Here is a 25,767-nt window from a genome sequence, read left to right on the forward strand (position 1 = left end):
GACCCCTAGCCCTTAGACTTCCACAGCGCGTTCGAGAACATCAACCAGCGCCCAAGACTTGGTCTTGGCCATCGGACGAGTTTCACGAATAGTGACTTTGTCGCCGATGTGGCACTGATTGGTTTCGTCGTGCGCGTGCAGCTTAGTCGAACGCTTAACGTATTTACCGTAGATCGGGTGCTTTACGCGACGCTCGATCAGAACGGTGATGGTTTTGTCCATCTTGTCGCTGACAACACGGCCAGTCAGCGTACGGACAGTTTTTTCGGCTTCAGCCATGATCACTTACCTGCCTGCTGGTTGAGCACAGTCTTCACGCGAGCGATGTCACGCTTAACTTGCGAGAGCAGATGAGACTGCCCCAACTGGCCAGTTGCTTTCTGCATGCGCAGATTGAACTGGTCGCGCAGCAAGCCGAGCAGTTGCTCGTTCAGCTGCTGTGCGGATTTTTCACGAAGTTCATTCGCTTTCATCACATCACCGTCCGTTTAACAAAGGAGGTGGCGAGCGGCAGCTTTGCAGCAGCCAGGGCGAAAGCCTCACGCGCCAGCTCTTCAGAAACACCCTCGATTTCATACAGGACTTTGCCTGGCTGAATCTGGGCAACCCAGTACTCCACGTTACCCTTACCTTTACCCATACGAACCTCGAGAGGTTTCTTGGAGATCGGCTTGTCCGGGAATACACGGATCCAGATCTTGCCGCCACGTTTTACGTGACGGGTCAGAGCACGACGCGCTGACTCGATCTGACGAGCGGTGAGACGACCACGAGCAACAGACTTCAGCGCGAACTCGCCGAAGCTGACTTTGCTACCGCGCAGTGCCAGACCACGGTTGTGGCCGGTCATCTGCTTGCGGAACTTCGTACGCTTTGGTTGCAACATTTGGCGTACCCCTTACTTAGCAGCTTTTTTACGAGGCGCTGGTGCTTGTGGTTTCAGTTCTTCTTGGCGACCACCAATAACTTCGCCTTTGAAGATCCAAACCTTTACACCGATCACACCGTAAGTGGTGTGAGCTTCGTAGTTGGCATAGTCGATGTCGGCACGCAGGGTGTGCAGTGGCACACGACCTTCGCGATACCATTCAGTACGTGCGATTTCAGCACCGCCGAGACGACCGCTCACTTGGATTTTGATGCCTTTGGCACCAATGCGCATGGCGTTCTGTACAGCGCGCTTCATAGCGCGACGGAACATTACACGACGCTCCAGCTGCTGAGCTACGCTCTGCGCAACCAGCATACCGTCGAGCTCCGGCTTGCGGATCTCTTCGATATTGATGTGCACAGGCACACCCATTTGCTTGGTCAGGTCCTGACGCAGTTTCTCAACATCTTCACCTTTCTTCCCGATAACGATACCTGGACGAGCGGTGTGGATGGTGATGCGTGCAGTTTGGGCCGGACGATGGATATCGATACGGCTTACGGACGCGCTTTTTAGTTTGTCTTGGAGATACTCACGCACTTTCAGATCTGCGAACAAGTAGTCCGCATAAGTCCGACCGTCTGCGTACCAGACGGAGGTGTGCTCCTTGACGATTCCCAGGCGAATGCCAATGGGATGTACTTTCTGACCCATCTCTTCGACTCCGTTACTTGTCAGCAACCTTGACAGTGATATGGCAAGACCGCTTGACGATGCGATCAGCACGGCCTTTGGCACGTGGCATGATGCGCTTCAGCGAACGCCCTTCGTTGACGAAAACGGTGCTGACCTTCAGGTCATCAACGTCTGCGCCTTCGTTATGCTCGGCGTTGGCTACGGCCGACTCCAGCACTTTCTTCATGATCTCGGCGGCTTTCTTACTGCTGAAAGCCAACAGGTTGAGCGCTTCGCCCACCTTCTTCCCGCGGATCTGGTCGGCGACCAAGCGGGCTTTCTGGGCGGAGATTCGAGCGCCCGACAACTTAGCGGCTACTTCCATTTCCTTACCCCTTAACGCTTGGCTTTCTTGTCAGCCACGTGCCCGCGATAGTTGCGGGTACCGGCGAACTCGCCCAGTTTGTGGCCGACCATGTCTTCGTTAACGAGAACTGGGACGTGCTGACGACCGTTGTGTACTGCGATGGTCAGACCGACCATTTGTGGCAGGATCATCGAACGACGCGACCAGGTTTTAATTGGTTTGCGATCGTTCTTTTCCGCCGCCACTTCGATCTTCTTCAGTAGGTGAAGATCAATAAAAGGACCTTTTTTCAGAGAACGTGGCACTGTCGTATCCCTCTATTTACTTGCGACGACGGACGATCATTTTGTCGGTACGCTTATTACCACGAGTCTTCGCGCCCTTAGTCGGGAAGCCCCATGGCGATACCGGATGACGACCACCAGAGGTACGACCTTCACCACCACCATGTGGGTGGTCAACCGGGTTCATGGCAACACCACGAACGGTTGGGCGAACGCCACGCCAGCGTTTGGCACCAGCTTTACCCAGCGAACGCAGGCTGTGCTCGGAGTTCGAGACTTCACCCAGGGTCGCACGGCATTCAGCCAGGACTTTACGCATTTCACCGGAACGCAGACGCAGGGTCACGTAGACACCTTCACGAGCGATCAGCTGAGCCGAAGCACCAGCGGAACGAGCGATCTGTGCACCTTTACCTGGCTTCAATTCGATGCCGTGTACGGTAGAACCGACTGGAATGTTGCGCAGTTGCAGAGCGTTGCCTGGCTTGATTGGAGCCAGAGCGCCTGCGATCAGCTGGTCGCCAGCACTCACGCCTTTAGGGGCGATGATGTAGCGGCGCTCGCCGTCTGCGTAGCACAGCAGTGCGATGTGAGCAGTACGGTTTGGATCGTATTCGATACGCTCGACAGTGGCGACGATGCCATCTTTGTCGTTGCGACGGAAATCGACCATACGGTAATGCTGCTTATGACCACCACCGATGTGACGAGTGGTAATACGGCCATTGTTGTTACGACCACCAGACTTCGATTTTTTCTCGAGCAGCGGTGCGTGAGGAGCGCCTTTATGCAGCTCCTGGTTGACCACCTTGACCACAAAACGGCGGCCAGGGGAAGTCGGTTTGCATTTAACGATTGCCATGATGCACCCCTTCCTTACTCAGCACTGCTGCTGAAATCGAGATCTTGGCCTGGCTGAAGGGAGATAACTGCCTTCTTCCAGTCATTACGCTTGCCCAGACCGCGAGCAGTGCGCTTGCTCTTACCCAGAACGTTCAGGGTAGTGACGCGCTCTACTTTCACGCTGAACAGGCTTTCGACGGCCTTCTTGATTTCCAGCTTGGTTGCATCGGTAGCAACCTTGAAAACGAACTGGCCTTTCTTGTCTGCCAGAACCGTAGCCTTCTCGGAAACGTGCGGGCCAAGCAGAACTTTAAATACGCGTTCCTGGTTCATCCCAGCAGCTCCTCGAATTTCTTCACGGCCGACACGGTGATCAACACCTTGTCGTATGCGATCAGACTAACTGGATCGGAACCTTGCACATCACGTACATCTACGTGCGGCAGGTTGCGAGCAGCCAGGTACAGGTTCTGATCAACAGCGTCCGACACGATCAGAACGTCGGTCAGGCTCATGTTGTTCAGTTTGCCCAGCAGATCTTTGGTTTTCGGAGTTTCAACAGCGAAATCCTGAACCACGACCAGACGATCAGTACGCACCAGCTCAGCAAGGATGGAACGCATTGCTGCGCGATACATCTTCTTGTTCAGCTTCTGGGAGTGATCCTGTGGACGAGCTGCGAAAGTGGTACCGCCGCCACGCCAGATTGGGCTACGGATAGTACCGGCACGAGCACGGCCAGTACCTTTCTGACGCCATGGGCGCTTGCCGCCACCACGAACGTCGGAACGGGTCTTCTGCTGCTTGCTACCTTGACGGCCGCCGGCCATGTAGGCCACGACTGCTTGGTGAACCAGCGTCTCGTTGAATTCGCCGCCAAATGTCAGTTCGGAAACTTCGATCGCTTGAGCGTCATTTACATTTAATTGCATGTCAGCTTCCCCTTAACCGCGAGCCTTGGCTGCTGGACGTACAACCAGATTGCCGCCAGTAGCGCCAGGAACAGCACCCTTGACCAACAACAGATTGCGTTCAGCGTCCACGCGCACTACTTCCAGGGACTGCACGGTCACGCGCTCAGCGCCCATATGACCGGACATTTTTTTGCCCTTGAATACACGACCAGGAGTCTGGCACTGGCCGATAGAGCCTGGGACGCGGTGGGATACGGAGTTACCGTGGGTGTTATCTTGCCCGCGGAAATTCCAACGCTTGATCGTACCCTGGAAGCCTTTACCCTTGGACTGACCGGTTACATCAACCAGTTGACCAGCGGCGAAGATTTCAGCGTTGATCAGATCGCCAGCCTGGTACTCGCCTTCTTCAAGGCGGAATTCCATGGTGGTGCGACCAGCGGCAACGTTCGCTTTAGCGAAGTGGCCAGCCTGAGCTGCTGTTACACGCGAAGCGCGACGCTCGCCGACAGTGACTTGCACTGCACGATAGCCATCGGTCTCTTCAGTTTTGAACTGGGTGACGCGATTCGGCTCGATCTCAATGACCGTGACCGGAATGGAGACACCTTCTTCGGTGAAAATACGGGTCATACCGCATTTACGACCGACTACACCAATAGTCATGTTGTAAACCTCATGAGTGTACGGGGCTTTCACCCGCTATGGCCGCCCATTTCAGAGCGTTACACGACCAAGACCGAGTCTTAGCCGAGGCTGATCTGCACTTCCACACCGGCCGCAAGATCAAGCTTCATCAGCGCGTCAACGGTTTTATCCGTTGGCTGGACGATGTCCAGAACACGCTTATGAGTGCGGATCTCGTACTGGTCACGCGCGTCTTTGTTGACGTGCGGGGAAACCAGAACGGTGAACCGCTCTTTACGGGTAGGCAGTGGAATTGGACCACGCACTTGAGCACCAGTACGTTTCGCGGTTTCCACGATTTCCTGGGTTGATTGGTCGATCAGGCGATGGTCAAAAGCCTTCAACCTGATACGGATTTGCTGATTTTGCATTGGATTTCAGACTCCGGCTGCTATTCCCACCGGGCGCAATACGCCCGTTAAAAGGAGGCGCAATTCTATAGACGCCCCCGATAGGTGTCAACCCAATAAAAAAGCCCCCGCTGAGCGGGGGCTTTTTCAATCCATCAAGCTGACTTTAAAAGTCTTACTCGATGATTTTGGCTACGACGCCAGCGCCGACGGTACGACCGCCTTCACGGATAGCGAAACGCAGACCATCTTCCATCGCGATGGTTTTGATCAGGGTAACAGTCATCTGAATGTTATCACCTGGCATTACCATTTCAACGCCTTCTGGCAGCTCGCAGTTACCAGTCACGTCAGTAGTACGGAAGTAGAACTGTGGACGGTAGCCTTTGAAGAACGGAGTGTGACGACCGCCTTCTTCCTTGCTCAGAACATAAACTTCTGCGGTGAACTTGGTGTGCGGCTTGACCGAACCTGGCTTGACCAGAACCTGGCCACGCTCAACGTCGTCACGCTTGGTACCACGCAGCAGAACGCCGCAGTTCTCGCCAGCACGACCTTCGTCGAGCAGTTTGCGGAACATCTCAACACCGGTGCAGGTGGTGGTGGTGGTGTCACGCAGACCAACGATTTCCAGAGCGTCCTGAACGCGAACGATACCGCGCTCGATACGACCAGTCACAACAGTACCGCGACCCGAGATCGAGAACACGTCTTCGATTGGCATCAGGAATGGCTTGTCGATCATACGAACTGGTTCTGGGATGTAGGTATCCAGAGTTTCAACCAGCTTACGAACGGCAGTGGTGCCCATTTCGTTGTCGTCTTTGCCTTCCAGCGCCATACGAGCCGAACCGATGATGATCGGAGTGTCGTCACCTGGGAAGTCGTAGGTCGACAGCAGGTCACGAACTTCCATCTCAACCAGTTCCAGCAGCTCAGCGTCGTCTACCAGGTCAGCCTTGTTCAGGAAAACCACGATGTACGGAACGCCTACCTGACGGGACAGCAGGATGTGCTCACGGGTTTGTGGCATCGGACCATCAGCGGCCGAGCAAACCAGGATCGCGCCGTCCATCTGGGCAGCACCGGTGATCATGTTCTTCACGTAGTCAGCGTGACCCGGGCAGTCAACGTGAGCGTAGTGACGAATAGTCGAGTTGTACTCAACGTGAGCGGTGTTGATGGTGATACCGCGAGCTTTTTCTTCTGGTGCGCTGTCGATCTTGTCGAATTCAACGACGGCCGAACCGAAAACTTCGGAGCAGACGCGAGTCAGAGCAGCAGTCAGAGTGGTTTTACCGTGGTCAACGTGACCGATGGTGCCAACGTTGACGTGCGGTAGGGAACGATCAAATTTTTCTTTAGCCACGACAATTAACTCCTAGCCTAAAGGGGCTGAATCAGCCTTGTTTTTTGGTTACGGATTCGACGATGTGCGACGGAGCCGTATCGTATTTTTTGAATTCCATAGAGTAGCTTGCGCGACCCTGGGACATGGAACGAACGTCGGTCGCATAACCGAACATCTCACCCAGTGGAACCTCGGCACGGATAACCTTGCCGGACACTGTGTCTTCCATACCCTGGATCATGCCGCGACGACGGTTAAGGTCGCCCATCACATCACCCATATAGTCTTCAGGCGTAACAACCTCTACCGCCATGATCGGCTCGAGCAACTCACCACCACCCTTCTGGGCCAGTTGCTTGGTCGCCATGGAAGCAGCCACTTTAAACGCCATCTCGTTGGAGTCGACGTCGTGGTAAGAACCATCGAACACGGTAGCCTTCAGGCCGATCAGCGGATAGCCGGCAACAACGCCGTTCTTCATCTGCTCTTCGATACCCTTCTGGATAGCCGGGATGTATTCCTTAGGAACCACACCACCTACAACTTCGTTCACGAATTGCAGACCTTCCTGACCTTCGTCAGCAGGAGCAAAACGGATCCAGCAGTGACCGAACTGGCCGCGACCACCGGACTGACGAACGAACTTGCCTTCGATTTCACAGTTCTTCGTGATGCGCTCACGATACGAAACCTGAGGCTTGCCGATGTTGGCTTCGACGTTGAACTCACGGCGCATCCGGTCAACCAGGATGTCCAGGTGCAGCTCGCCCATGCCGGAGATGATCGTCTGACCAGTCTCTTCATCAGTTTTAACACGGAAAGACGGGTCTTCCTGAGCAAGCTTGCCCAGAGCGATACCCATTTTTTCCTGGTCATCCTTGGTCTTAGGCTCTACGGCAACCGAAATAACCGGCTCCGGGAAGTCCATGCGAACCAGGATGATTGGCTTGTCAGCGTTGCAGAGGGTTTCACCAGTGGTGACGTCCTTCATGCCGATCAGGGCCGCGATGTCACCAGCGCGTACTTCCTTGATCTCTTCACGGGCGTTTGCGTGCATTTGCACCATACGACCCACGCGCTCTTTCTTGCCTTTGACCGAGTTGATCACGCCGTCGCCGGAGTTCAACACGCCCGAGTAAACGCGAACGAAGGTCAGAGTACCCACGAATGGGTCGGTAGCGATCTTGAACGCCAGAGCCGCGAAAGGCTCGTTGTCGTCTGCATGACGCTCCATCTCTTCTTCCTCGTTATCAGGGTTGGAACCCTTGATAGCAGGAATGTCGGTCGGAGCAGGCAGGTAGTCGATAACGGCGTCGAGAACCAGGGGAACGCCCTTGTTCTTGAACGAAGAACCGCAAACGGCCAGAACGATTTCGCCGGCGATAGTACGCTGACGCAAAGCAGCCTTGATCTCTTCGATCGACAGCTCTTCGCCTTCCAGGTACTTGTTCATCAGCTCTTCGTTGGCTTCGGCAGCAGCTTCAACCATGTTGTTGCGCCACTCTTCAGCCAGCTCTTGGAGCTCGGCAGGAATGTCCTTGCGAACAGGGACCATACCTTTGTCGGAGTCGTTCCAGTAGACAGCTTGCATGTTGATCAGATCGATCTGACCCTGGAAGTTGTCTTCGGAACCGATGGCCAACTGGATCGGCACCGGAGTGTGACCCAGACGCTGCTTGATCTGACCGATCACGCGCAGGAAGTTGGCGCCGGCACGGTCCATCTTGTTTACGTAAACAAGACGTGGAACGCCGTATTTGTTGGCTTGACGCCATACGGTTTCCGACTGTGGCTCAACACCCGAAGTACCGCAGAACACAACGACAGCGCCGTCGAGTACGCGCAGGGAACGCTCAACTTCAATGGTGAAGTCAACGTGGCCCGGGGTATCGATTACGTTGAAACGGTGCTCGTGAGAGTACTGCTTCTCGGAACCTTTCCAGAAGGCGGTAATGGCAGCAGAAGTAATGGTAATACCACGCTCCTGCTCCTGAACCATCCAGTCTGTGGTCGCGGCGCCATCATGCACCTCGCCCATTTTGTGACTTTTGCCGGTGTAAAACAGTACGCGCTCGGTGGTGGTGGTTTTACCAGCATCCACGTGAGCGACGATACCGATGTTACGGTAGCGGCTAATCGGAGTAGTACGAGCCATAAAGCCCTCGCAAAATTAGTGAAGCTAAAATTAGAAGCGGTAGTGCGAGAAAGCTTTGTTAGCTTCGGCCATACGGTGCACGTCTTCACGCTTCTTAACAGCAGCACCTTTACCTTCAGCAGCATCCAGCAGTTCGCCAGCCAAACGCAGAGCCATAGACTTCTCGCCGCGCTTACGGGCGAAGTCTACCAACCAGCGCATTGCCAGAGCGTTACGACGGGAAGGACGAACCTCGACCGGAACCTGGTAAGTAGCACCACCAACGCGGCGCGACTTCACTTCGACCAGCGGAGCGATGGCGTCGAGTGCTTTTTCGAAGAGTTCCAGGGGATCGGTGCCAGCCTTACGGGCCGCAACGGTTTCCAGGGCACCATAAACGATACGCTCGGCAACGGCTTTCTTGCCGCTTTCCATAACGTGGTTCATGAATTTGGCGAGGATCTGGCTTCCGTATTTCGGATCGTCCAGAATCTCACGCTTTGCTGCTACGCGACGTCTTGGCATGATAAGCCCTCAAGCGGTCTTCAGGTTAGCTCGGGACAGATCCAGAGGATGCGTGCCCGACCTTACTCTTATCGACTCAATAAAATAAAAATCTGCAAAACGGCCGATTACTTCGGACGCTTGGTACCGTACTTCGAACGACCCTGGTTACGGCCTTTAACGCCGGAAGTATCCAAGGAGCCGCGAACGGTGTGGTAACGAACACCTGGCAAGTCTTTTACACGACCGCCGCGGATCAGTACCACGCTGTGCTCTTGCAGGTTGTGGCCTTCACCACCGATGTACGAGGAAACCTCGAAACCGTTGGTCAGACGCACACGGCATACTTTACGCAGTGCCGAGTTAGGTTTTTTCGGCGTGGTGGTGTACACACGAGTGCACACGCCACGACGTTGCGGGCAGTTCTGCAGCGCAGGTACGTCGGATTTCTCGACGATACGCTTACGCGGCTGACGTACCAGCTGGTTGATAGTTGCCATCTACTAGCTCCACTGTTGTCTTGCGACGCTATTGTCTTGCAAGAAAAGCAAAATGGCAGGAACGAATTCCCGCCAAATTTAGGGGATCAAGAGTCTAAAGAGGATCTTGATTCCAGTCAAGGCAAGGCCCCGACCTCCCCGCCCATCGAACCTTGACTTGATGTCTCGATTCGACGAACGGAGCGATCAGGGCCTCACGCTCGTTTATCGCAGAACTCAGTTACCGCTCGAGTTCAGCGCTTCGGTCAGTGCAGCTTCCACTTCACTGGCGCTTACGCGCAACGGCTTGTCGGCATCACGGCGACGCTTGCGCTCGCTGTGATAGGCAAGACCGGTACCGGCCGGGATCAGACGACCCACGACTACGTTTTCTTTCAGGCCGCGCAGGTAATCGCGCTTGCCGGTGACTGCCGCTTCGGTCAGTACGCGGGTGGTTTCCTGGAAGGAAGCCGCCGAGATGAACGATTCGGTGGACAACGACGCCTTGGTGATACCCAGCAGAACGCGAGTGAACTTGGAGACAAACTTGTCTTCCGCGCCCAGACGCTCGTTCTCTACCAGTACGTGAGTCAGTTCCATCTGGTCGCCCTTGATGAAGCTGGAATCGCCGGACTCGGAGATCTCAACTTTACGCAGCATCTGACGCAGGATGGTCTCGATGTGCTTGTCGTTGATCTTCACGCCTTGCAGACGATAAACGTCCTGGATCTCGTTGACGATGTACTTGGCCAGCGCGCTTACACCCAGCAGACGCAGGATGTCGTGCGGATCGCTTGGACCGTCGGAGATAACTTCGCCGCGGTTTACCTGTTCGCCTTCGAAGACGTTCAGGTGACGCCACTTCGGAATCAGCTCTTCGTACGGATCGCTACCGTCGTTCGGGGTAATGACCAGACGGCGCTTGCCTTTGGTCTCTTTACCGAACGCGATGGTGCCGCTGACTTCAGCCAGAATCGACGCTTCTTTCGGACGACGGGCTTCGAACAGGTCGGCAACACGCGGCAGACCACCGGTGATGTCACGGGTCTTCGAAGTTTCCTGCGGGATACGAGCGATAACGTCACCGATCGCAATCTTCGCACCGTCAGCCACACCGACCAGGGCGTTGGCTGGCAGGAAGTACTGAGCGATAACGTCAGTGCCTGGCAGCAACAGATCCTTGCCGTTGTCGTCGACCATCTTCACTGCTGGACGGATTTCCTTACCGGCAGCTGGACGATCTTTCGCGTCAAGTACTTCAATGTTGGTCATACCGGTCAATTCGTCAGTCTGACGCTTGATCGTGATGCCTTCTTCCATGCCCACGTAGGTCACGGTACCTTTCATTTCGGTAACGATCGGGTGAGTGTGCGGATCCCACTTGGCCACGATTGCGCCAGCGTCGACCTTGTCACCTTCCTTAACCGAAATCACAGCACCGTACGGCAGCTTGTAACGCTCGCGCTCACGACCGAAGTCATCCGCGATTGCCAGCTCACCGGAACGGGACACAGCAACCAGATGGCCATCCACTCGCTCAACGTGCTTCAGGTTGTGCAGACGGACGGTACCGCCATTCTTCACCTGAACGCTGTCGGCTGCGGAAGTACGGCTTGCCGCACCACCGATGTGGAACGTACGCATGGTCAGCTGGGTACCCGGCTCACCGATGGACTGGGCAGCGATAACGCCGACCGCTTCACCGATGTTCACCTGGTGACCACGAGCCAGATCACGGCCGTAGCACTTGGCGCAGATGCCGTAGCGGGTTTCGCAGCTGATCGGCGAACGCACGATCACTTCGTCGATGCTGTTCAGCTCGATGAATTCGACCCACTTCTCGTCTACCAGAGTACCGGCAGGAACGATAACGTCCTCGGTGCCTGGCTTGAATACGTCACGGGCAATGACACGACCCAGTACGCGCTCACCCAACGGTTCTACAACGTCACCGCCTTCAATGTGCGGAGTCATCAGCAGACCGTGTTCGGTGCCGCAATCGATCTCGGTTACTACCAGATCCTGCGCCACGTCTACCAGACGACGAGTCAGGTAACCAGAGTTAGCGGTTTTCAACGCGGTATCCGCCAGACCTTTACGAGCACCGTGAGTCGAGATGAAGTACTGAAGTACGCTCAGACCTTCACGGAAGTTCGCAGTAATCGGCGTTTCAATGATGGAACCGTCCGGCTTGGCCATCAGACCACGCATACCGGCCAGCTGACGAATCTGTGCTGCGGAACCCCGCGCACCCGAGTCAGCCATCATGTACATCGAGTTGAAAGACTCTTGGTCGACCTCGTCGCCGTGACGGTCGATGACTTTCTCTTTCGAGAGGTTGGCCATCATCGCCTTGGAAACTTCGTCGTTCGCTTTCGACCAGAGGTCGATCACTTTGTTGTACTTCTCGCCCTGGGTTACCAGGCCGGAGGCGTACTGGCTCTCGATCTCTTTCACTTCGTCGGTGGCTGCACCGATGATGCGGGCTTTTTCATCCGGGATAACGAAGTCGTTAACACCGATGGAAACGCCGGAGATGGTCGAGTAAGCGAAACCGGTGTACATCAACTGGTCAGCGAAGATCACGGTCTCTTTTAGACCAACCACGCGGTAGCACTGGTTGATCAGCTTGGAGATCGCCTTTTTCTTCATCGGCAGGTTGACGACGTCGAACGACAGACCTTTCGGCACAACCTGGAACAGCAGCGCACGGCCGACAGTGGTGTCGACGATACGGGTACCGCTCACGCTGTTGCCGTCACGGTCGTTGACGGTTTCGTTGATACGAACCTTGACCTTGGCGTGCAGTGCGGCTTCGCCGGCACGGAACACACGGTCGACTTCCTGCAGATCCGCGAACACACGACCTTCGCCCTTGGCGTTGATCGCTTCACGAGTCATGTAGTACAGACCCAATACAACGTCCTGCGACGGAACGATGATTGGCTCACCGTTGGCTGGCGACAGAATGTTGTTGGTCGACATCATCAACGCACGCGCTTCGAGCTGGGCTTCCAGCGTCAGCGGTACGTGCACGGCCATTTGGTCGCCGTCGAAGTCGGCGTTGTACGCGGCGCAGACCAGAGGGTGCAGCTGGATAGCCTTACCTTCGATCAGTACCGGTTCAAACGCCTGGATACCCAGACGGTGAAGGGTCGGTGCACGGTTGAGCAGAACCGGGTGTTCGCGAATCACTTCAGCAAGAACGTCCCAAACCTCTGGCAGTTCGCGCTCGACCATTTTCTTGGCCGCTTTGATGGTGGTCGCCAGACCACGCATTTCCAGCTTGCCGAAAATGAACGGCTTGAACAGCTCGAGAGCCATCTTCTTCGGCAGACCGCACTGGTGCAGACGCAGGGTCGGGCCTACGGTAATTACCGAACGACCGGAGTAGTCAACACGCTTACCGAGCAAGTTCTGACGGAAACGACCTTGCTTACCCTTGATCATGTCAGCCAGGGATTTCAGAGGACGCTTGTTGGAACCAGTGATAGCGCGGCCACGACGACCGTTGTCGAGCAGTGCATCGACCGCTTCCTGCAACATACGCTTTTCGTTGCGCACGATGATGTCCGGCGCGGACAGATCCAGCAGGCGCTTCAAACGGTTGTTACGGTTGATCACTCGACGATACAGATCGTTGAGGTCGGAGGTCGCGAAACGACCGCCATCCAGCGGGACCAGTGGACGCAGATCTGGCGGCAGAACCGGCAGAACGGTCAGCACCATCCACTCTGGCAGGTTGCCGGAACCCTGGAAGGCTTCCATCAACTTCAGACGCTTGGACAGCTTCTTGATCTTGGTTTCCGAGTTGGTTTGCGGAATCTCTTCGCGCAGACGGCCAATCTCGTGCTCCAGGTCGATAGCGTGCAGCAGTTCACGGACAGCTTCGGCACCCATGCGGGCGTCGAAATCGTCACCGAACTCTTCCAGCGCTTCGAAGTACTGCTCGTCGTTCAGCAGCTGACCTTTTTCAAGGGTGGTCATGCCTGGATCGATAACGACATAGCTCTCGAAGTAGAGAACGCGTTCGATATCACGCAGGGTCATGTCCATCAGCAGGCCGATACGCGACGGCAGCGATTTCAGGAACCAGATGTGGGCAACCGGCGAAGCCAGTTCGATGTGCGCCATGCGCTCACGACGAACCTTGGCCAGTGCAACTTCAACGCCGCACTTCTCGCAGATCACACCACGGTGCTTCAAGCGCTTGTACTTACCGCACAGGCACTCGTAATCCTTTACCGGGCCAAAGATCTTGGCGCAGAACAGGCCGTCACGCTCGGGTTTGAACGTACGGTAGTTGATGGTTTCCGGCTTTTTAACTTCACCGAACGACCACGAACGGATCATCTCCGGCGAGGCCAATCCGATACGGATGGCGTCGAACTCTTCGACTTGACCCTGGTTTTTCAGCAAATTCAGTAGGTCTTTCAAGGCCTTTCCTCCTGGCGGAGCAGAGAGCGGGCAATCCTGCCCCGCTCTCGATTCGCGTCACGTGTTATTCGGTTTCCAGATCGATATCGATGCCGAGGGAACGAATTTCCTTGATCAACACGTTGAAGGACTCGGGCATGCCCGGCTCCATACGGTGATCGCCATCCACGATGTTCTTGTACATCTTGGTACGGCCGTTCACATCGTCCGACTTCACTGTGAGCATTTCTTGCAGAGTGTAAGCAGCACCGTATGCTTCCAGTGCCCAGACCTCCATCTCCCCGAAACGCTGACCACCGAACTGCGCCTTACCACCCAGCGGCTGCTGGGTAACCAGGCTGTAAGAACCGGTAGAACGCGCGTGCATCTTGTCGTCTACCAAGTGGTTCAGCTTCAGCATGTACATGTAGCCAACGGTAACTGGACGCTCGAACTTGTTGCCGGTACGGCCGTCGGTCAGCTGCATCTGGCCGCTTTCCGGCAGGTCTGCCAGTTTCAGCATGGCCTTGATTTCGCTTTCCTTGGCGCCGTCGAACACTGGAGTGGCCATTGGAACGCCGCCACGCAGGTTGTTCGCCAGATCGAGGATTTCCTGATCGGAGAAGCTGTCCAGATCTTCGTTACGACCGCCGATCTGGTTGTAGATCTCGTCCAGGAAGGTGCGCAGTTCAGCGACTTTACGCTGCTCTTCGACCATCCGGTTGATCTTCTCGCCCAGACCTTTGGCCGCGAGGCCCAGGTGGGTTTCGAGGATCTGACCAACGTTCATACGCGAAGGTACGCCCAGCGGGTTGAGGACCACGTCGACCGGGGTGCCATTGGCATCGTGCGGCATGTCTTCAACCGGCATGATCACGGAGACCACACCCTTGTTACCGTGACGACCGGCCATCTTGTCGCCCGGCTGGATGCGGCGACGGATTGCCAGGTAAACCTTGACGATTTTCAGCACGCCTGGAGCCAGGTCATCGCCCTGCTGCAGTTTGCGCTTCTTGTCTTCGAACTTGTCGTCCAGCAGACGGCGACGATCAACGATGTAGGCCTGAGCCTTCTCGAGCTGCTCGTTCAGAGCATCTTCAGCCATGCGCAGTTTGAACCACTGGCCGTGCTCAAGACCGTCGAGTACTTCGTCGGTGATGTCCTGACCTTTCTTCAGGCCGGCGCCGCCTTCAGCCTTGTGGCCTACCAGTGCGGAACGCAGACGCTCGAAAGTCGCGCCTTCAACGATGCGGAACTCTTCGTTCAGATCCTTGCGGATCTCGTCCAGCTGGGACTTCTCGATCGACAGTGCACGAGCATCACGCTCAACGCCGTCACGGGTGAAGACCTGTACGTCGATGACAGTACCTTTGGTGCCGGTTGGCACGCGCAGGGAGGTGTCTTTAACGTCGCTGGCTTTTTCACCGAAGATTGCACGCAGCAGTTTTTCTTCCGGAGTCAGTTGGGTCTCGCCTTTCGGAGTGACCTTGCCAACCAGGATGTCGCCTGCGCCTACTTCAGCACCTACGTAAACGATACCGGCTTCGTCCAGCTTGTTCAGTGCAGCTTCACCCACGTTCGGGATGTCCGCAGTGATTTCCTCTGGGCCAAGCTTGGTGTCACGGGCCACACAGGTCAGTTCCTGAATGTGGATCGTGGTGAAACGGTCTTCCTGAACCACACGCTCGGACAGGCAGATGGAGTCTTCGAAGTTGAAGCCGTTCCATGCCATGAACGCGATGCGCATGTTCTGACCCAGTGCCAGTTCACCCATGTCGGTGGACGGGCCGTCGGCCATGATGTCGCTACGCTGAACGCGATCACCTTTACGTACCAGCGGACGCTGGTTGATGCAGGTGTTCTGGTTCGAGCGGGTGTACTTGGTCAGGTTGTAGATGTCGACACCGGCTTCACCGGTTTCAACTTCGTCATCGGCAACACGAACCACGATACGGCTGGCATCGACGGAATCGATCACGCCACCACGACGAGCCACGACGCAAACGCCGGAGTCACGGGCTACGTTACGCTCCATGCCGGTACCTACCAGCGGCTTGTCAGCGCGCAGAGTCGGTACAGCCTGACGCTGCATGTTCGAACCCATCAACGCACGGTTGGCGTCGTCGTGCTCGAGGAACGGAATCAGCGACGCTGCAACCGACACAACCTGCTTCGGCGAAACGTCCATCAGGGTGACGTCTTCCGGCGCCTTGACGGTGAATTCGTTCAGGTGACGTACGGCAACCAGTTCGTCGATCAGGACTTTCTGCTCGTTCATGGTCGCCGAAGCCTGCGCGATCACGTGATCGGCTTCTTCAATAGCGGACAGGAACACGATCTCGTCGGTGACAACACCCTCTTTCACCACGCGGTACGGGCTTTCCAGGAAGCCGTACTGGTTGGTGCGAGCGTACGCAGCCAGGGAGTTGATCAGACCGATGTTCGGACCTTCCGGCGTTTCAATCGGGCAGACACGACCGTAGTGAGTCGGGTGTACGTCACGAACTTCGAAGCCCGCGCGCTCACGAGTCAGACCACCAGGGCCGAGTGCAGAGACACGACGCTTGTGGGTGATCTCGGACAGCGGGTTGTTCTGGTCCATGAACTGCGACAGCTGGCTGGAACCGAAGAACTCTTTCACCGCCGCAGCCACTGGCTTGGCGTTGATCAGGTCTTGCGGCATCAGGCCTTCGCTTTCTGCCATCGACAGACGCTCTTTGACCGCACGCTCAACACGTACCAGGCCAACGCGGAACTGGTTCTCGGCCATTTCGCCTACGCAGCGAACACGACGGTTACCCAAGTGGTCGATGTCATCGACGATGCCTTTACCGTTGCGGATGTCGACCAGAGTCTTCAGGACCGCGACGATGTCTTCCTTGCACAGCACGCCCGAACCTTCGATCTCGGTACGACCGATACGACGGTTGAACTTCATCCGGCCGACCGCAGACAGGTCATAGCGCTCAGGGCTGAAGAACAGGTTGTTGAACAGGGTTTCGGCAGCGTCTTTGGTTGGCGGCTCGCCTGGACGCATCATGCGATAGATCTCGACCAGCGCTTCCAATTGGTTGCTGGTGGAGTCGATCTTCAGCGTGTCGGAGACGAACGGACCGCAGTCGATGTCGTTGGTATACAGGGTCTCGATGCGAACGACCTGAGCCTTGGCGATTTTTGCCAGGACTTCAGTGTTCAGCTCGGTGTTGCATTCGGCCAGGATTTCTCCGGTAGCCGGGTGCACGATAGCCTTGGCGGTGGTGCGGCCAAGGACGTAGTCCAGTGGCACGTCCAGCGTCTTGATACCGGCTTTTTCGATCTGGTTGATGTGGCGCGCGGTAATACGGCGGCCTTGCTCAACGATGACCTTGCCCTTCTCGTCCTGGATATCCAGAACCGCAACTTCACCACGCAGGCGCGATGGCACCAGTTCCAGGCTGAGGGTTTCGCCGCTCAGGTGGAATACGTTGGTAGTGTAGAACGCGTCCAGCACTTCTTCGGTGGTGTAACCGAGTGCGCGCAGCAGTACCGAAGCCGGCAGTTTGCGACGACGGTCGATACGCACGAAGACGCAGTCTTTCGGGTCGAATTCGAAGTCCAGCCACGAACCGCGGTAAGGAATGATGCGAGCCGAGTACAGCAGTTTGCCGGAGCTGTGCGTCTTGCCGCGGTCGTGGTCGAAGAACACGCCCGGGGAACGGTGCAGCTGGGAAACGATAACACGCTCGGTACCGTTGATTACGAAGGTACCGTTCTCAGTCATCAGGGGGATTTCACCCATGTAGACTTCTTGCTCTTTGATGTCCTTGATCGCTTTGTTCGACGATTCTTTGTCGAAAATGATCAGGCGCACTTTTACCCGCAAAGGTACGGCGAAAGTCACACCGCGCAATACGCATTCTTTGACATCAAATGCCGGTTCGCCCAGGCGATAACCGACGTACTCCAGCGCAGCATTGCCGGAGTAGCTGATGATCGGGAAAACGGATTTGAAGGCCGCATGCAGGCCCACGTCGCGGAACTGATCTTTAGTCGCTCCCGCTTGCAAGAATTCACGATACGAATCCAGCTGGATGGCCAGGAGGTAAGGCACATCCATGACGTCCGGCAACTTGCTAAAGTCCTTGCGGATACGTTTTTTCTCAGTATATGAGTAAGCCATCAGCGTTCCCCAGCTTGGTCACCTGCTTGTTTGGCCCTCCCGACGGGAGCAGCCAGAAAATCGTGCAAACCCCATGGTTTGCGCCACCGCATCGGGTGGTTACAGCGCCTTTATCAGCACCGACCCAGTCGGCTGCCAATAACGGAAAAAGGCCGGTGGCAAGAGCCACCAGCCATCAGCCTGTCGCTTGACGCTCGGGCTGGAGGAGCAAAGTCGATGCTTACTTCAGCTCGACTTTAGCGCCTGCTTCTTCCAGCTTCTTCTTGGCGTCTTCAGCCGCTTCTTTCGAAACGCCTTCAGCTACAACCTGAGGAGCGCCGTCTACTTTCTCTTTGGCTTCTTTCAGGCCCAGACCGGTCAGTTCACGAACTGCCTTGATCACGTTAACCTTCTTCTCGCCAGCTTCCAGCAGAACAACGTTGAACTCGGTTTGCTCTTCAACAGCAGCAGCAGCTACAGCTGGGCCAGCCGAAGCGGCAGCAGCGGTAACACCGAAGGTTTCTTCCATCGCTTTGATCAGCTCAACGATTTCCACTACGGATTTCTGGCCGATTGCTTCGATGATTTGTTCGTTAGTCAGAGACATGACTCAATTCCTGAATTGGGGGACGGCCTACGCGACCATCGAAATAAACAAAAAACGCGAGAAGTGACGAGCCTTAGGCTGCGGCAGCTTCTTTCTGGTCGCGAATTGCCGCCAGAGTACGAGCCAATTTGCTGGTTGCGCCTTGAATCACGCTCATCAGCTGGGAAATTGCTTCGTCACGGGTCGGCAGAGTTGCCAGTACGTCGATCTGATTAGCTGCGAGGAACTTGCCCTCGAACGCAGCTGCCTTGATCTCGAACTTGTCCTGACCCTTGGCAAACTCTTTGAAGATACGGGCAGCAGCGCCCGGATGTTCGTTCGAGAATGCAATCAGGGTCGGGCCGGTGAACACGTCGTTGAGGACACTGTATTGAGTGTCAGCAACAGCGCGCTTGAGCAGGGTGTTACGTACAACACGTACGTAAACGCCAGCTTCACGAGCCTCTTTACGGAGTCCGGTCATTGCGCCTACTGTTACGCCACGTGCATCAACCACGACAGCGGACAGAGCGACTTTGGCAGCCTCGTTGACTTCAGCGACGATGGCCTTCTTGTCTTCGAGATTAATTGCCACGGGTTTAACTCCTGCTTGTTACCGTTTCATTCGATCGGAACCGAATGTCGTTTTGGTGTCTGATTCGGTAAGGAACCGGGAGCACCATCTGCGTAGGCTTGAGGTTTAAGGCTTGCGCCGCCTACGGTCTTGGATAGCCCCCGCCAGGCAGGGACCCCAATCTTTCAATTGGCGCGACAATCCGCGCCAACCTTTGTCTTACGCGTCGAGCGAGCTCTGATCGATAACCAGACCTGGGCCCATAGTGGTGCTCAGGGTAACGCGCTTGACGTAAATGCCTTTCGAGGAAGCTGGCTTGATACGCTTCAGATCAGCGATCAGGGCTTCAACGTTTTCCTTCAGCTTGACAGCGTCGAAGCCGATCTTGCCAACGGAAGTGTGGATGATGCCGTTTTTGTCGGTGCGATAACGAACCTGACCAGCTTTGGCGTTCTTGACCGCGTTAGCTACGTCTGGAGTTACGGTGCCGACTTTCGGGTTAGGCATCAGGCCGCGTGGACCGAGGATCTGACCCAACTGACCTACAACGCGCATGGCATCCGGGGATGCGATCACTACGTCATAGTTCAGGTCGCCGCCTTTCATTTCGGCAGCCAGGTCGTCCATACCTACACGGTCAGCGCCGGCAGCCAGAGCGGCCTCAGCAGCTGGACCCTGGGTGAACACAGCAACGCGAACGGTCTTGCCAGTGCCGTGTGGCAGCACAGTAGCGCTACGAACAACCTGGTCAGATTTACGCGGGTCTACACCCAGGTTTACAGCAACGTCGAACGACTCGCTGAACTTGACAGTCGACAGCTCGGCCAGCAGAGCAGCGGCGTCTACAAAGTTGTAGGCCTTGCCTGCTTCGATTTTGCCGGCGATAGCCTTTTGACGCTTGGTCAGCTTAGCCATTACACACCCTCCACGTTAAGGCCCATGCTACGAGCAGAACCGGCGATAGTACGCACGGCTGCATCCATATCAGCTGCAGTCAGATCCGCGTTTTTGGTTTTCGCGATTTCTTCCAGCTGAGCACGGGTAACAGTGCCAACCTTAACGGTGTTCGGACGAGCGGAACCGCTGGTCAGACCGGCCGCCTTCTTCAGCAGAACCGAAGCAGGGGTGGATTTGGTTTCGAAAGTGAAGCTACGGTCGCTGTAGACAGTGATGATCACTGGAGTCGGCAGACCTGGCTCAAGACCCTGGGTACGGGCGTTGAAAGCCTTGCAGAATTCCATGATGTTCACGCCGTGCTGACCCAGAGCAGGACCAACCGGTGGACTTGGGTTAGCCTGAGCGGCCTTCACTTGCAGCTTGATGTAAGCGGTAATCTTCTTGGCCATGAGGCACTCCAATTACGGGTTCGAACGCCTCGAAAGGCTCCCCGGTTACTTGCGCGTTTATCCCAGTGACGACAAAACCCCACAGCCTAAGGCTGCGGGGTTGGGATTGCTTGCCCAGTTAGACCTTCTCGACCTGACTGAACTCGAGCTCCACCGGAGTAGAGCGACCGAAAATGAGCACAGCCACTTGGATCCGGCTCTTTTCGTAGTTAACTTCTTCCACAACGCCATTGAAATCAGCGAATGGACCGTCGTTGACACGCACCGTCTCACCTGGCTCGAACAATGTCTTCGGCTTAGGCTTGTCGCTACCATCAGCAACGCGACGCAGAATCGCTTCTGCCTCTTTATCGGTAATTGGTGCAGGCTTGTCGGCAGTACCGCCGATGAACCCCATCACCCGAGGAGTATCCTTGACCAAGTGCCAAGTACCCTCGTTCATATCCATCTGGACCAGCACATAGCCTGGGAAGAACTTCCGTTCGCTTTTGCGCTTCTGGCCGTTACGCATCTCTACCACTTCTTCAGTGGGAACCAGAATCTCGCCGAAGCCATCTTCCATGCCAGCCAGCTTTACGCGCTCGATCAGCGAGCGCATCACATGCTTCTCGTAACCCGAGTAAGCATGCACAACATACCAACGCTTAGCCACGGGACACCCTTAGCCGACAATCAAGGAAACAAGCCAGCCGAGCAGGGAATCAAGACCCCACAACAGCAACGCCATAACCAGAACAACAGCCACGACAATCAGCGTGGTCTGCGTGGTTTCTTGGCGAGTTGGCCACACGACTTTACGAATCTCGGTGCGAGCTTCCTTAACCAGTACAAAGAAAGACTTGCCCTTCGCGGTCTGCAGGCCTACAAAGGCAGCTACAGCAGCAATGGCAAGCAAAGCGAGTACACGGTACAGGATCGGCGAAGCAGCGTAATACTGATTGCCAACAACGCCAACAACTACCAAAGCGACTACTACAAGCCACTTGAGCAGATCGAAGCGAGAGCCTTGAGCTTCAGCTTTAGGAGTCATCTATGAAGATCCTGTGAAAAGAAAGCCAGACACACCGAGTGAATCTGGCAGGTCAGGAGGGAATCGAACCCCCAACCTACGGTTTTGGAGACCGTCGCTCTGCCAATTGAGCTACTGACCTAAAACAAAATCAGGCCGACCATTATGCCGGCCCGAAAAATACATTACAACCGCTTATTCGATGATTTTGGCTACGACGCCAGCGCCGACGGTACGACCGCCTTCACGGATAGCGAAACGCAGACCGTCTTCCATCGCGATGGTTTTGATCAGGGTAACAGTCATCTGAATGTTGTCACCTGGCATTACCATTTCAACGCCTTCTGGCAGCTCGCAGTTACCAGTCACGTCAGTAGTACGGAAGTAGAACTGTGGACGGTAGCCTTTGAAGAACGGAGTGTGACGACCGCCTTCTTCCTTGCTCAGAACGTAAACTTCTGCGGTGAACTTGGTGTGCGGCTTGACCGAACCTGGCTTGACCAGAACCTGGCCACGCTCAACGTCGTCACGCTTGGTACCACGCAACAGAACGCCGCAGTTCTCGCCAGCACGACCTTCGTCGAGCAGCTTGCGGAACATTTCAACACCGGTGCAAGTAGTAACGGTGGTATCACGCAGACCAACGATTTCCAGCGGATCCTGAACGCGAACGATACCGCGCTCGATACGACCAGTCACAACAGTACCGCGACCCGAGATCGAGAATACGTCTTCGATTGGCATCAGGAATGGCTTGTCGATCATACGAACTGGTTCTGGGATGTAGGCATCCAGAGTTTCAACCAGTTTCTTGACGGCAGTGGTGCCCATCTCGTTGTCGTCTTTGCCTTCCAGCGCCATACGAGCCGAACCGATGATGATCGGAGTGTCGTCGCCCGGGAAGTCGTAAGTCGACAGCAGGTCACGAACTTCCATCTCAACCAGTTCCAGCAGCTCAGCGTCGTCTACCAGGTCAGCCTTGTTCAGGAAGACCACGATGTACGGAACGCCAACCTGACGGGACAGCAGGATGTGCTCACGGGTTTGCGGCATCGGACCATCAGCGGCCGAGCAAACCAGGATAGCACCGTCCATCTGAGCAGCACCGGTGATCATGTTCTTCACGTAGTCAGCGTGACCTGGGCAGTCAACGTGAGCGTAGTGACGGATCTTCGAGTTGTACTCAACGTGCGCGGTGTTGATGGTGATACCGCGAGCTTTTTCTTCTGGTGCGCTGTCGATCTTGTCGAAGTCAACGATTGCAGAACCGAAAACTTCGGAGCAAACGCGAGTCAGAGCAGCAGTCAGAGTGGTTTTACCGTGGTCAACGTGACCAATGGTCCCAACGTTGACGTGGGGCAGGGAACGATCAAATTTTTCCTTAGCCATCGATATCACCCTCTACAGAAGAAATTAGACAAACAATATCAACCATTAAAACAAAGGCAGATATTTTCATATCTGCCTTGTTATATGGAGCTCTTGAGCGGATTTGAACCGCTGACCTCACCCTTACCAAGGGTGTGCTCTACCAACTGAGCTACAAGAGCAAAACCCTTTTGCACAACCTGCAAACTTGGAGCGGGTAGCGGGAATCGAACCCGCATCATCAGCTTGGAAGGCTGAGGTTCTACCACTAAACTATACCCGCGGAGCCTGCAGCTCACGCTTAAATCTGGTGGAGGGAGAAGGATTCGAACCTTCGAAGTCGTAGACGTCAGATTTACAGTCTGATCCCTTTGGCCGCTCGGGAACCCCTCCTAATCAGGCCGGCATTCTATATCATGCCAAACCCCTGTCAAGCATTTTCTCATTTAAAAACCTGAGGTTAGCTGCGTTGACACGCCTCACTTCGAATCCCGTTTAAGGTGTTCGCTGTGGAGCGGGCGCCATTCTATGCAAACTATTGAGCAGGTGCAACCCCTTCGCACAGCATTATTTTATGTTTTAACCCATTGAATTCCTTGGAAAGGTTTTGCAACTGCTGATCGCCCAACAACGGCTGGCCATCCGGCGCAACTGCAAGCCAGTAACCGCTTCCTGCAGCAGCTTTCGGCACGGATTGAGCATTGACCTTCATCGCCACCAGGCGCTGTTGCAACCTGGCAATTGAATCCTCTTCAGAAAATCCACCAAGGAAAAGACACTGCTGACGCGGCACCACCTGCCCTCTCCCGCTTTCACCAGCAGTTTCGCTCAGTAGACGGATATCCTGCTGCGCACCGCGATACAGACTAAGGGGCGTTACATCTTTGGCTCGCAAGGGCGCTTCCTGCTGATGCCAGACATAGTAAAAAACATTGAGAACCACTAGGAGGAGGAACAACCAACGCATATAAACCTCAGGACAAGGGACACGCCATCGCCAAGCCGACAAAAACCAGGTCGGGCACAACCCTGGCGTCAGGCTCGACGCCTTTAACCAACTCGGCATCCCCTCCCGTAATAAAGACGGTGAATTGCTCTCCCCAGTACGCTCGAGCCAGCTCTAATTGAGTGAGAACAAAGCCCCTCAGCATCAAAGAACAACCCCGCTCCACCGCTTCCGCGGTGGTACGCCCCGGGACATGACTGCAAAGGGCGCGCTCTGCCGCCTCATCACCATAACGAATTTTACGGGTATGGGTGCGAAGCTGGTTTCGCATCAAAGGCATGCCTGGACAAATGAACCCACCGAGATGCTCACCGTCAGGCCCGACAAAATCGGCAGTAACCGCGGTACCGAAGTCGAGAACCAGACAAGCACTCTCGGCAGCCAGGTGAAAGCCGCCAAGCAACGCCAGCCAGCGATCAAGCCCCAGACGCTCATAGTCTTCGTAGCCGTTTCGAACACCAGACATCTCGCGAGCGGGCTTCGCACACACGATAGGAATACTGAACTCGCGCTCAAGCATTTCGGTTAAAGCGCTGGTTTCCTCGTTGGTCCTGACGCTTACCAAACGACACTTGCGCAGCGAGAGTGACTTTATGATGCGTAGGCTCTCAAGCAAAGCCTGATTGGAATCCACAACTCCTTCCGAGACCAGCTCGCTCGCCGACGCATCCAGCACGCGCCATTTTATAAAGCTATTGCCGCAGTCAAGCTCAAGAATCATCACGCAACCTCAGGCTGAGCTCTCCGCCACTAAAGGCCTTTTCAACACCATCTACAATCAAGCGCAACCCGCCTTGGTTATCAATCCCGAGCACTACTCCATCGACACGGCTGTTACCCGCGATCAACGACACGGAACGCCCTTGCCACAGATGATTTTCCGCCCATTCTGCCTGCAGACTTGCGAACCCGTTGAGCTGGTGTTTATGGATATAAGTCTTGAGTTGATTACTCAATTCAACCACCAGAGCATTGCGATCGCAGGCTTTGCCTGACTCCAGCTTTATAGAAGTCCATTGCTGGTCGACCTCATCGGCAACCTGCATATTCACGTTGATTCCTATACCCAATACAACATGACACACATCCGCCGGATCGCCGACGAGTTCGAGCAGAATGCCAGCTATTTTCTTGTTACCCACCAAAACATCATTGGGCCACTTCAAACCGGCATTGGGCACACCGGTGTTTCGCAAGGCCTGCATCACCGCCAAGCCGACAACAAGGCTCAATCCCTCAAGCTGACGCATGCCGCCTTCGATGCGGAGTACAAGGCTGTAATAAAGATTCTCTGCAAATGGGCTTACCCACTTACGACCTCGACGACCACGGCCTGCCAATTGTCGCTCCGCGAGCACCAAAAACGGCGCGGCGGCGCCGTCACTGATGGAGCGCAGAGCTTCGGCATTTGTCGAGTCAACAGAGTCGAACACACGCACCGGCCATTGAGGCATCTTCCTGGTTATTTCCAGAGGATCAAGGAGCGTCAGAGGCGTCGACAATTGATATCCGCGACCGCGAACTTTATGGATCGACAGGCCAAGTTCAGCTTCAAGCTGTTGTAGCTGCTTCCATACGGCACTTCGGCTTATTCCCAGGGCAACGCCCAGGTCCTGTCCGGAATGGAATCGTCCATCCTTCAGTAGATTCAACAACGTCAGCATGCAGGTATCGCCTCACAATGAGGCCCGCATAATAGCCATGCCCCGGGCCGTTGCATAGAAATCAAGCGGACACATTTCTCGCAGGCAAAACAAAACCCCAACTGCTTTCGCAATTGGGGTTTCGGAATTTAATCTTGACGATGACCTACTCTCACATGGGGAAACCCCACACTACCATCGGCGATGCATCGTTTCACTGCT

General features: G+C 55.4%; 27 protein-coding genes and 4 tRNA genes. All 31 read right to left on the reverse strand.

Annotated features, from left to right (window positions below; translation table 11 throughout):
- Positions 1-12 precede the first annotated feature (12 nt).
- The 31 genes from rpsQ to birA all read right to left on the reverse strand — a co-directional run bounded on the left by rpsQ (position 13) and on the right by birA (position 25,566).
- A complete protein-coding gene (rpsQ, locus tag QMX86_RS12350; protein WP_003194644.1) occupies positions 13-279 on the reverse strand; it encodes a 30S ribosomal protein S17 in 267 nt (88 codons plus the stop codon).
- 2 nt (positions 280-281) lie between these two features.
- Positions 282-473 (reverse strand): 50S ribosomal protein L29, encoded by a 192-nt coding sequence (gene rpmC / locus QMX86_RS12355; protein WP_002555481.1) that lies wholly within the window; start codon positions 471-473, stop codon positions 282-284.
- Entirely contained in the window at positions 473-886 is a 414-nt protein-coding gene (gene rplP / locus QMX86_RS12360) for a 50S ribosomal protein L16 (RefSeq protein WP_003228729.1), read from the reverse strand. Before rplP ends, rpmC begins: the two co-directional genes overlap by 1 nt.
- Positions 887-898: 12 nt before the next feature.
- A complete protein-coding gene (rpsC, locus tag QMX86_RS12365) occupies positions 899-1,585 on the reverse strand; it encodes a 30S ribosomal protein S3 (protein WP_003176422.1) in 687 nt (228 codons plus the stop codon).
- Positions 1,586-1,598: 13 nt separating this feature from the next.
- Positions 1,599-1,931 (reverse strand): 50S ribosomal protein L22, encoded by a 333-nt coding sequence (rplV, locus tag QMX86_RS12370; protein ID WP_003103908.1) that lies wholly within the window; start codon positions 1,929-1,931, stop codon positions 1,599-1,601.
- Positions 1,932-1,942: 11 nt separating this feature from the next.
- The gene (gene rpsS / locus QMX86_RS12375) at positions 1,943-2,218 is read right to left on the reverse strand and encodes a 30S ribosomal protein S19 (RefSeq protein ID WP_011336172.1); all 276 of its coding nucleotides are present in this window, start codon (positions 2,216-2,218) and stop codon (positions 1,943-1,945) included.
- Positions 2,219-2,234: 16 nt separating this feature from the next.
- Positions 2,235-3,059, reverse strand: a complete 825-nt coding sequence (rplB, locus tag QMX86_RS12380; RefSeq protein WP_016772943.1) for a 50S ribosomal protein L2 — start codon at positions 3,057-3,059, stop codon at positions 2,235-2,237.
- A 14-nt stretch (positions 3,060-3,073) separates the two neighbouring features.
- Positions 3,074-3,373, reverse strand: a complete 300-nt coding sequence (gene rplW, locus QMX86_RS12385) for a 50S ribosomal protein L23 (RefSeq protein WP_002555488.1) — start codon at positions 3,371-3,373, stop codon at positions 3,074-3,076.
- Positions 3,370-3,972, reverse strand: a complete 603-nt coding sequence (gene rplD / locus QMX86_RS12390) for a 50S ribosomal protein L4 (protein WP_003228735.1) — start codon at positions 3,970-3,972, stop codon at positions 3,370-3,372. The genes rplW and rplD overlap by 4 nt, the downstream gene beginning before the upstream one ends.
- Positions 3,973-3,984: 12 nt before the next feature.
- On the reverse strand, positions 3,985-4,620 hold the full coding sequence (rplC, locus tag QMX86_RS12395; protein WP_003228738.1) for a 50S ribosomal protein L3: 636 nt from the start codon (positions 4,618-4,620) through the stop codon (positions 3,985-3,987).
- An 80-nt stretch (positions 4,621-4,700) separates the two neighbouring features.
- On the reverse strand, positions 4,701-5,012 hold the full coding sequence (rpsJ, locus tag QMX86_RS12400; protein ID WP_003186070.1) for a 30S ribosomal protein S10: 312 nt from the start codon (positions 5,010-5,012) through the stop codon (positions 4,701-4,703).
- Between the two features lie 154 nt (positions 5,013-5,166).
- Positions 5,167-6,360: an elongation factor Tu gene (gene tuf, locus QMX86_RS12405; RefSeq protein ID WP_024014521.1), complete on the reverse strand. Its 1,194-nt coding sequence runs from the start codon at positions 6,358-6,360 to the stop codon at positions 5,167-5,169.
- A gap of 31 nt (positions 6,361-6,391) precedes the next feature.
- Positions 6,392-8,497 carry an elongation factor G gene (fusA, locus tag QMX86_RS12410; RefSeq protein WP_016772942.1) on the reverse strand — a complete coding sequence of 702 codons (2,106 nt, stop codon included), beginning with the start codon at positions 8,495-8,497 and terminating at the stop codon, positions 6,392-6,394.
- 30 nt (positions 8,498-8,527) lie between these two features.
- Entirely contained in the window at positions 8,528-9,001 is a 474-nt protein-coding gene (gene rpsG / locus QMX86_RS12415; RefSeq protein ID WP_016772941.1) for a 30S ribosomal protein S7, read from the reverse strand.
- A 107-nt stretch (positions 9,002-9,108) separates the two neighbouring features.
- On the reverse strand, positions 9,109-9,480 hold the full coding sequence (gene rpsL, locus QMX86_RS12420) for a 30S ribosomal protein S12 (RefSeq protein WP_003186084.1): 372 nt from the start codon (positions 9,478-9,480) through the stop codon (positions 9,109-9,111).
- Between the two features lie 216 nt (positions 9,481-9,696).
- On the reverse strand, positions 9,697-13,896 hold the full coding sequence (rpoC, locus tag QMX86_RS12425) for a DNA-directed RNA polymerase subunit beta' (RefSeq protein ID WP_071173747.1): 4,200 nt from the start codon (positions 13,894-13,896) through the stop codon (positions 9,697-9,699).
- A gap of 64 nt (positions 13,897-13,960) precedes the next feature.
- Positions 13,961-18,034: a DNA-directed RNA polymerase subunit beta gene (gene rpoB / locus QMX86_RS12430; protein WP_016772939.1), complete on the reverse strand. Its 4,074-nt coding sequence runs from the start codon at positions 18,032-18,034 to the stop codon at positions 13,961-13,963.
- A 220-nt stretch (positions 18,035-18,254) separates the two neighbouring features.
- Positions 18,255-18,620: a 50S ribosomal protein L7/L12 gene (gene rplL, locus QMX86_RS12435; RefSeq protein WP_007962228.1), complete on the reverse strand. Its 366-nt coding sequence runs from the start codon at positions 18,618-18,620 to the stop codon at positions 18,255-18,257.
- 73 nt (positions 18,621-18,693) lie between these two features.
- Entirely contained in the window at positions 18,694-19,194 is a 501-nt protein-coding gene (gene rplJ, locus QMX86_RS12440) for a 50S ribosomal protein L10 (protein ID WP_008081912.1), read from the reverse strand.
- Between the two features lie 198 nt (positions 19,195-19,392).
- A complete protein-coding gene (rplA, locus tag QMX86_RS12445) occupies positions 19,393-20,088 on the reverse strand; it encodes a 50S ribosomal protein L1 (RefSeq protein ID WP_282383941.1) in 696 nt (231 codons plus the stop codon).
- Positions 20,088-20,519: a 50S ribosomal protein L11 gene (gene rplK / locus QMX86_RS12450; RefSeq protein ID WP_003176435.1), complete on the reverse strand. Its 432-nt coding sequence runs from the start codon at positions 20,517-20,519 to the stop codon at positions 20,088-20,090. The genes rplA and rplK overlap by 1 nt, the downstream gene beginning before the upstream one ends.
- Before the next feature lie 118 nt (positions 20,520-20,637).
- Positions 20,638-21,171, reverse strand: a complete 534-nt coding sequence (nusG, locus tag QMX86_RS12455) for a transcription termination/antitermination protein NusG (RefSeq protein ID WP_007957598.1) — start codon at positions 21,169-21,171, stop codon at positions 20,638-20,640.
- Positions 21,172-21,180: 9 nt separating this feature from the next.
- A complete protein-coding gene (secE, locus tag QMX86_RS12460) occupies positions 21,181-21,549 on the reverse strand; it encodes a preprotein translocase subunit SecE (protein ID WP_016772937.1) in 369 nt (122 codons plus the stop codon).
- A 45-nt stretch (positions 21,550-21,594) separates the two neighbouring features.
- Positions 21,595-21,670: transfer RNA gene (locus QMX86_RS12465), tRNA-Trp, on the reverse strand.
- A gap of 53 nt (positions 21,671-21,723) precedes the next feature.
- The gene (gene tuf, locus QMX86_RS12470) at positions 21,724-22,917 is read right to left on the reverse strand and encodes an elongation factor Tu (protein WP_064361246.1); all 1,194 of its coding nucleotides are present in this window, start codon (positions 22,915-22,917) and stop codon (positions 21,724-21,726) included.
- Positions 22,918-23,002: 85 nt separating this feature from the next.
- A tRNA-Thr gene (locus QMX86_RS12475) sits at positions 23,003-23,078 on the reverse strand.
- A gap of 27 nt (positions 23,079-23,105) precedes the next feature.
- Positions 23,106-23,179, reverse strand: a tRNA-Gly gene (locus QMX86_RS12480).
- 25 nt (positions 23,180-23,204) lie between these two features.
- A tRNA-Tyr gene (locus tag QMX86_RS12485) sits at positions 23,205-23,289 on the reverse strand.
- A gap of 142 nt (positions 23,290-23,431) precedes the next feature.
- Positions 23,432-23,863, reverse strand: coding sequence for a hypothetical protein (locus QMX86_RS12490; RefSeq protein ID WP_024014525.1), 432 nt, complete (start codon positions 23,861-23,863; stop codon positions 23,432-23,434).
- A gap of 7 nt (positions 23,864-23,870) precedes the next feature.
- Entirely contained in the window at positions 23,871-24,623 is a 753-nt protein-coding gene (locus QMX86_RS12495; protein ID WP_282383937.1) for a pantothenate kinase, read from the reverse strand.
- Entirely contained in the window at positions 24,613-25,566 is a 954-nt protein-coding gene (gene birA, locus QMX86_RS12500; protein ID WP_282383935.1) for a bifunctional biotin--[acetyl-CoA-carboxylase] ligase/biotin operon repressor BirA, read from the reverse strand. Before birA ends, QMX86_RS12495 begins: the two co-directional genes overlap by 11 nt.
- Positions 25,567-25,767: the final 201 nt, after the last annotated feature.

The sequence above is a fragment of the Pseudomonas sp. PS01270 genome, from assembly GCF_029959775.1.
Classification (GTDB): domain Bacteria; phylum Pseudomonadota; class Gammaproteobacteria; order Pseudomonadales; family Pseudomonadaceae; genus Aquipseudomonas; species Aquipseudomonas atacamensis.

Coding starts and splice junctions, on each gene's coding strand:
- rpsQ (WP_003194644.1), bottom strand. CDS start 279: ATGGCTGAAGCCGAAAAAACTGTCCGTACGCTGACTGGCCGTGTTGTC.
- rpmC (WP_002555481.1), bottom strand. CDS start 473: ATGAAAGCGAATGAACTTCGTGAAAAATCCGCACAGCAGCTGAACGAG.
- rplP (WP_003228729.1), bottom strand. CDS start 886: ATGTTGCAACCAAAGCGTACGAAGTTCCGCAAGCAGATGACCGGCCAC.
- rpsC (WP_003176422.1), bottom strand. CDS start 1,585: ATGGGTCAGAAAGTACATCCCATTGGCATTCGCCTGGGAATCGTCAAG.
- rplV (WP_003103908.1), bottom strand. CDS start 1,931: ATGGAAGTAGCCGCTAAGTTGTCGGGCGCTCGAATCTCCGCCCAGAAA.
- rplB (WP_016772943.1), bottom strand. CDS start 3,059: ATGGCAATCGTTAAATGCAAACCGACTTCCCCTGGCCGCCGTTTTGTG.
- rplW (WP_002555488.1), bottom strand. CDS start 3,373: ATGAACCAGGAACGCGTATTTAAAGTTCTGCTTGGCCCGCACGTTTCC.
- rplD (WP_003228735.1), bottom strand. CDS start 3,972: ATGCAATTAAATGTAAATGACGCTCAAGCGATCGAAGTTTCCGAACTG.
- rplC (WP_003228738.1), bottom strand. CDS start 4,620: ATGACTATTGGTGTAGTCGGTCGTAAATGCGGTATGACCCGTATTTTC.
- rpsJ (WP_003186070.1), bottom strand. CDS start 5,012: ATGCAAAATCAGCAAATCCGTATCAGGTTGAAGGCTTTTGACCATCGC.
- fusA (WP_016772942.1), bottom strand. CDS start 8,497: ATGGCTCGTACTACTCCGATTAGCCGCTACCGTAACATCGGTATCGTC.
- rpsG (WP_016772941.1), bottom strand. CDS start 9,001: ATGCCAAGACGTCGCGTAGCAGCAAAGCGTGAGATTCTGGACGATCCG.
- rpsL (WP_003186084.1), bottom strand. CDS start 9,480: ATGGCAACTATCAACCAGCTGGTACGTCAGCCGCGTAAGCGTATCGTC.
- rpoB (WP_016772939.1), bottom strand. CDS start 18,034: ATGGCTTACTCATATACTGAGAAAAAACGTATCCGCAAGGACTTTAGC.
- rplL (WP_007962228.1), bottom strand. CDS start 18,620: ATGTCTCTGACTAACGAACAAATCATCGAAGCAATCGGCCAGAAATCC.
- rplA (WP_282383941.1), bottom strand. CDS start 20,088: ATGGCTAAGCTGACCAAGCGTCAAAAGGCTATCGCCGGCAAAATCGAA.
- rplK (WP_003176435.1), bottom strand. CDS start 20,519: ATGGCCAAGAAGATTACCGCTTACATCAAGCTGCAAGTGAAGGCCGCT.
- secE (WP_016772937.1), bottom strand. CDS start 21,549: ATGACTCCTAAAGCTGAAGCTCAAGGCTCTCGCTTCGATCTGCTCAAG.
- tuf (WP_064361246.1), bottom strand. CDS start 22,917: ATGGCTAAGGAAAAATTTGATCGTTCCCTGCCCCACGTCAACGTTGGG.
- QMX86_RS12490 (WP_024014525.1), bottom strand. CDS start 23,863: ATGCGTTGGTTGTTCCTCCTCCTAGTGGTTCTCAATGTTTTTTACTAT.
- QMX86_RS12495 (WP_282383937.1), bottom strand. CDS start 24,623: ATGATTCTTGAGCTTGACTGCGGCAATAGCTTTATAAAATGGCGCGTG.
- birA (WP_282383935.1), bottom strand. CDS start 25,566: ATGCTGACGTTGTTGAATCTACTGAAGGATGGACGATTCCATTCCGGA.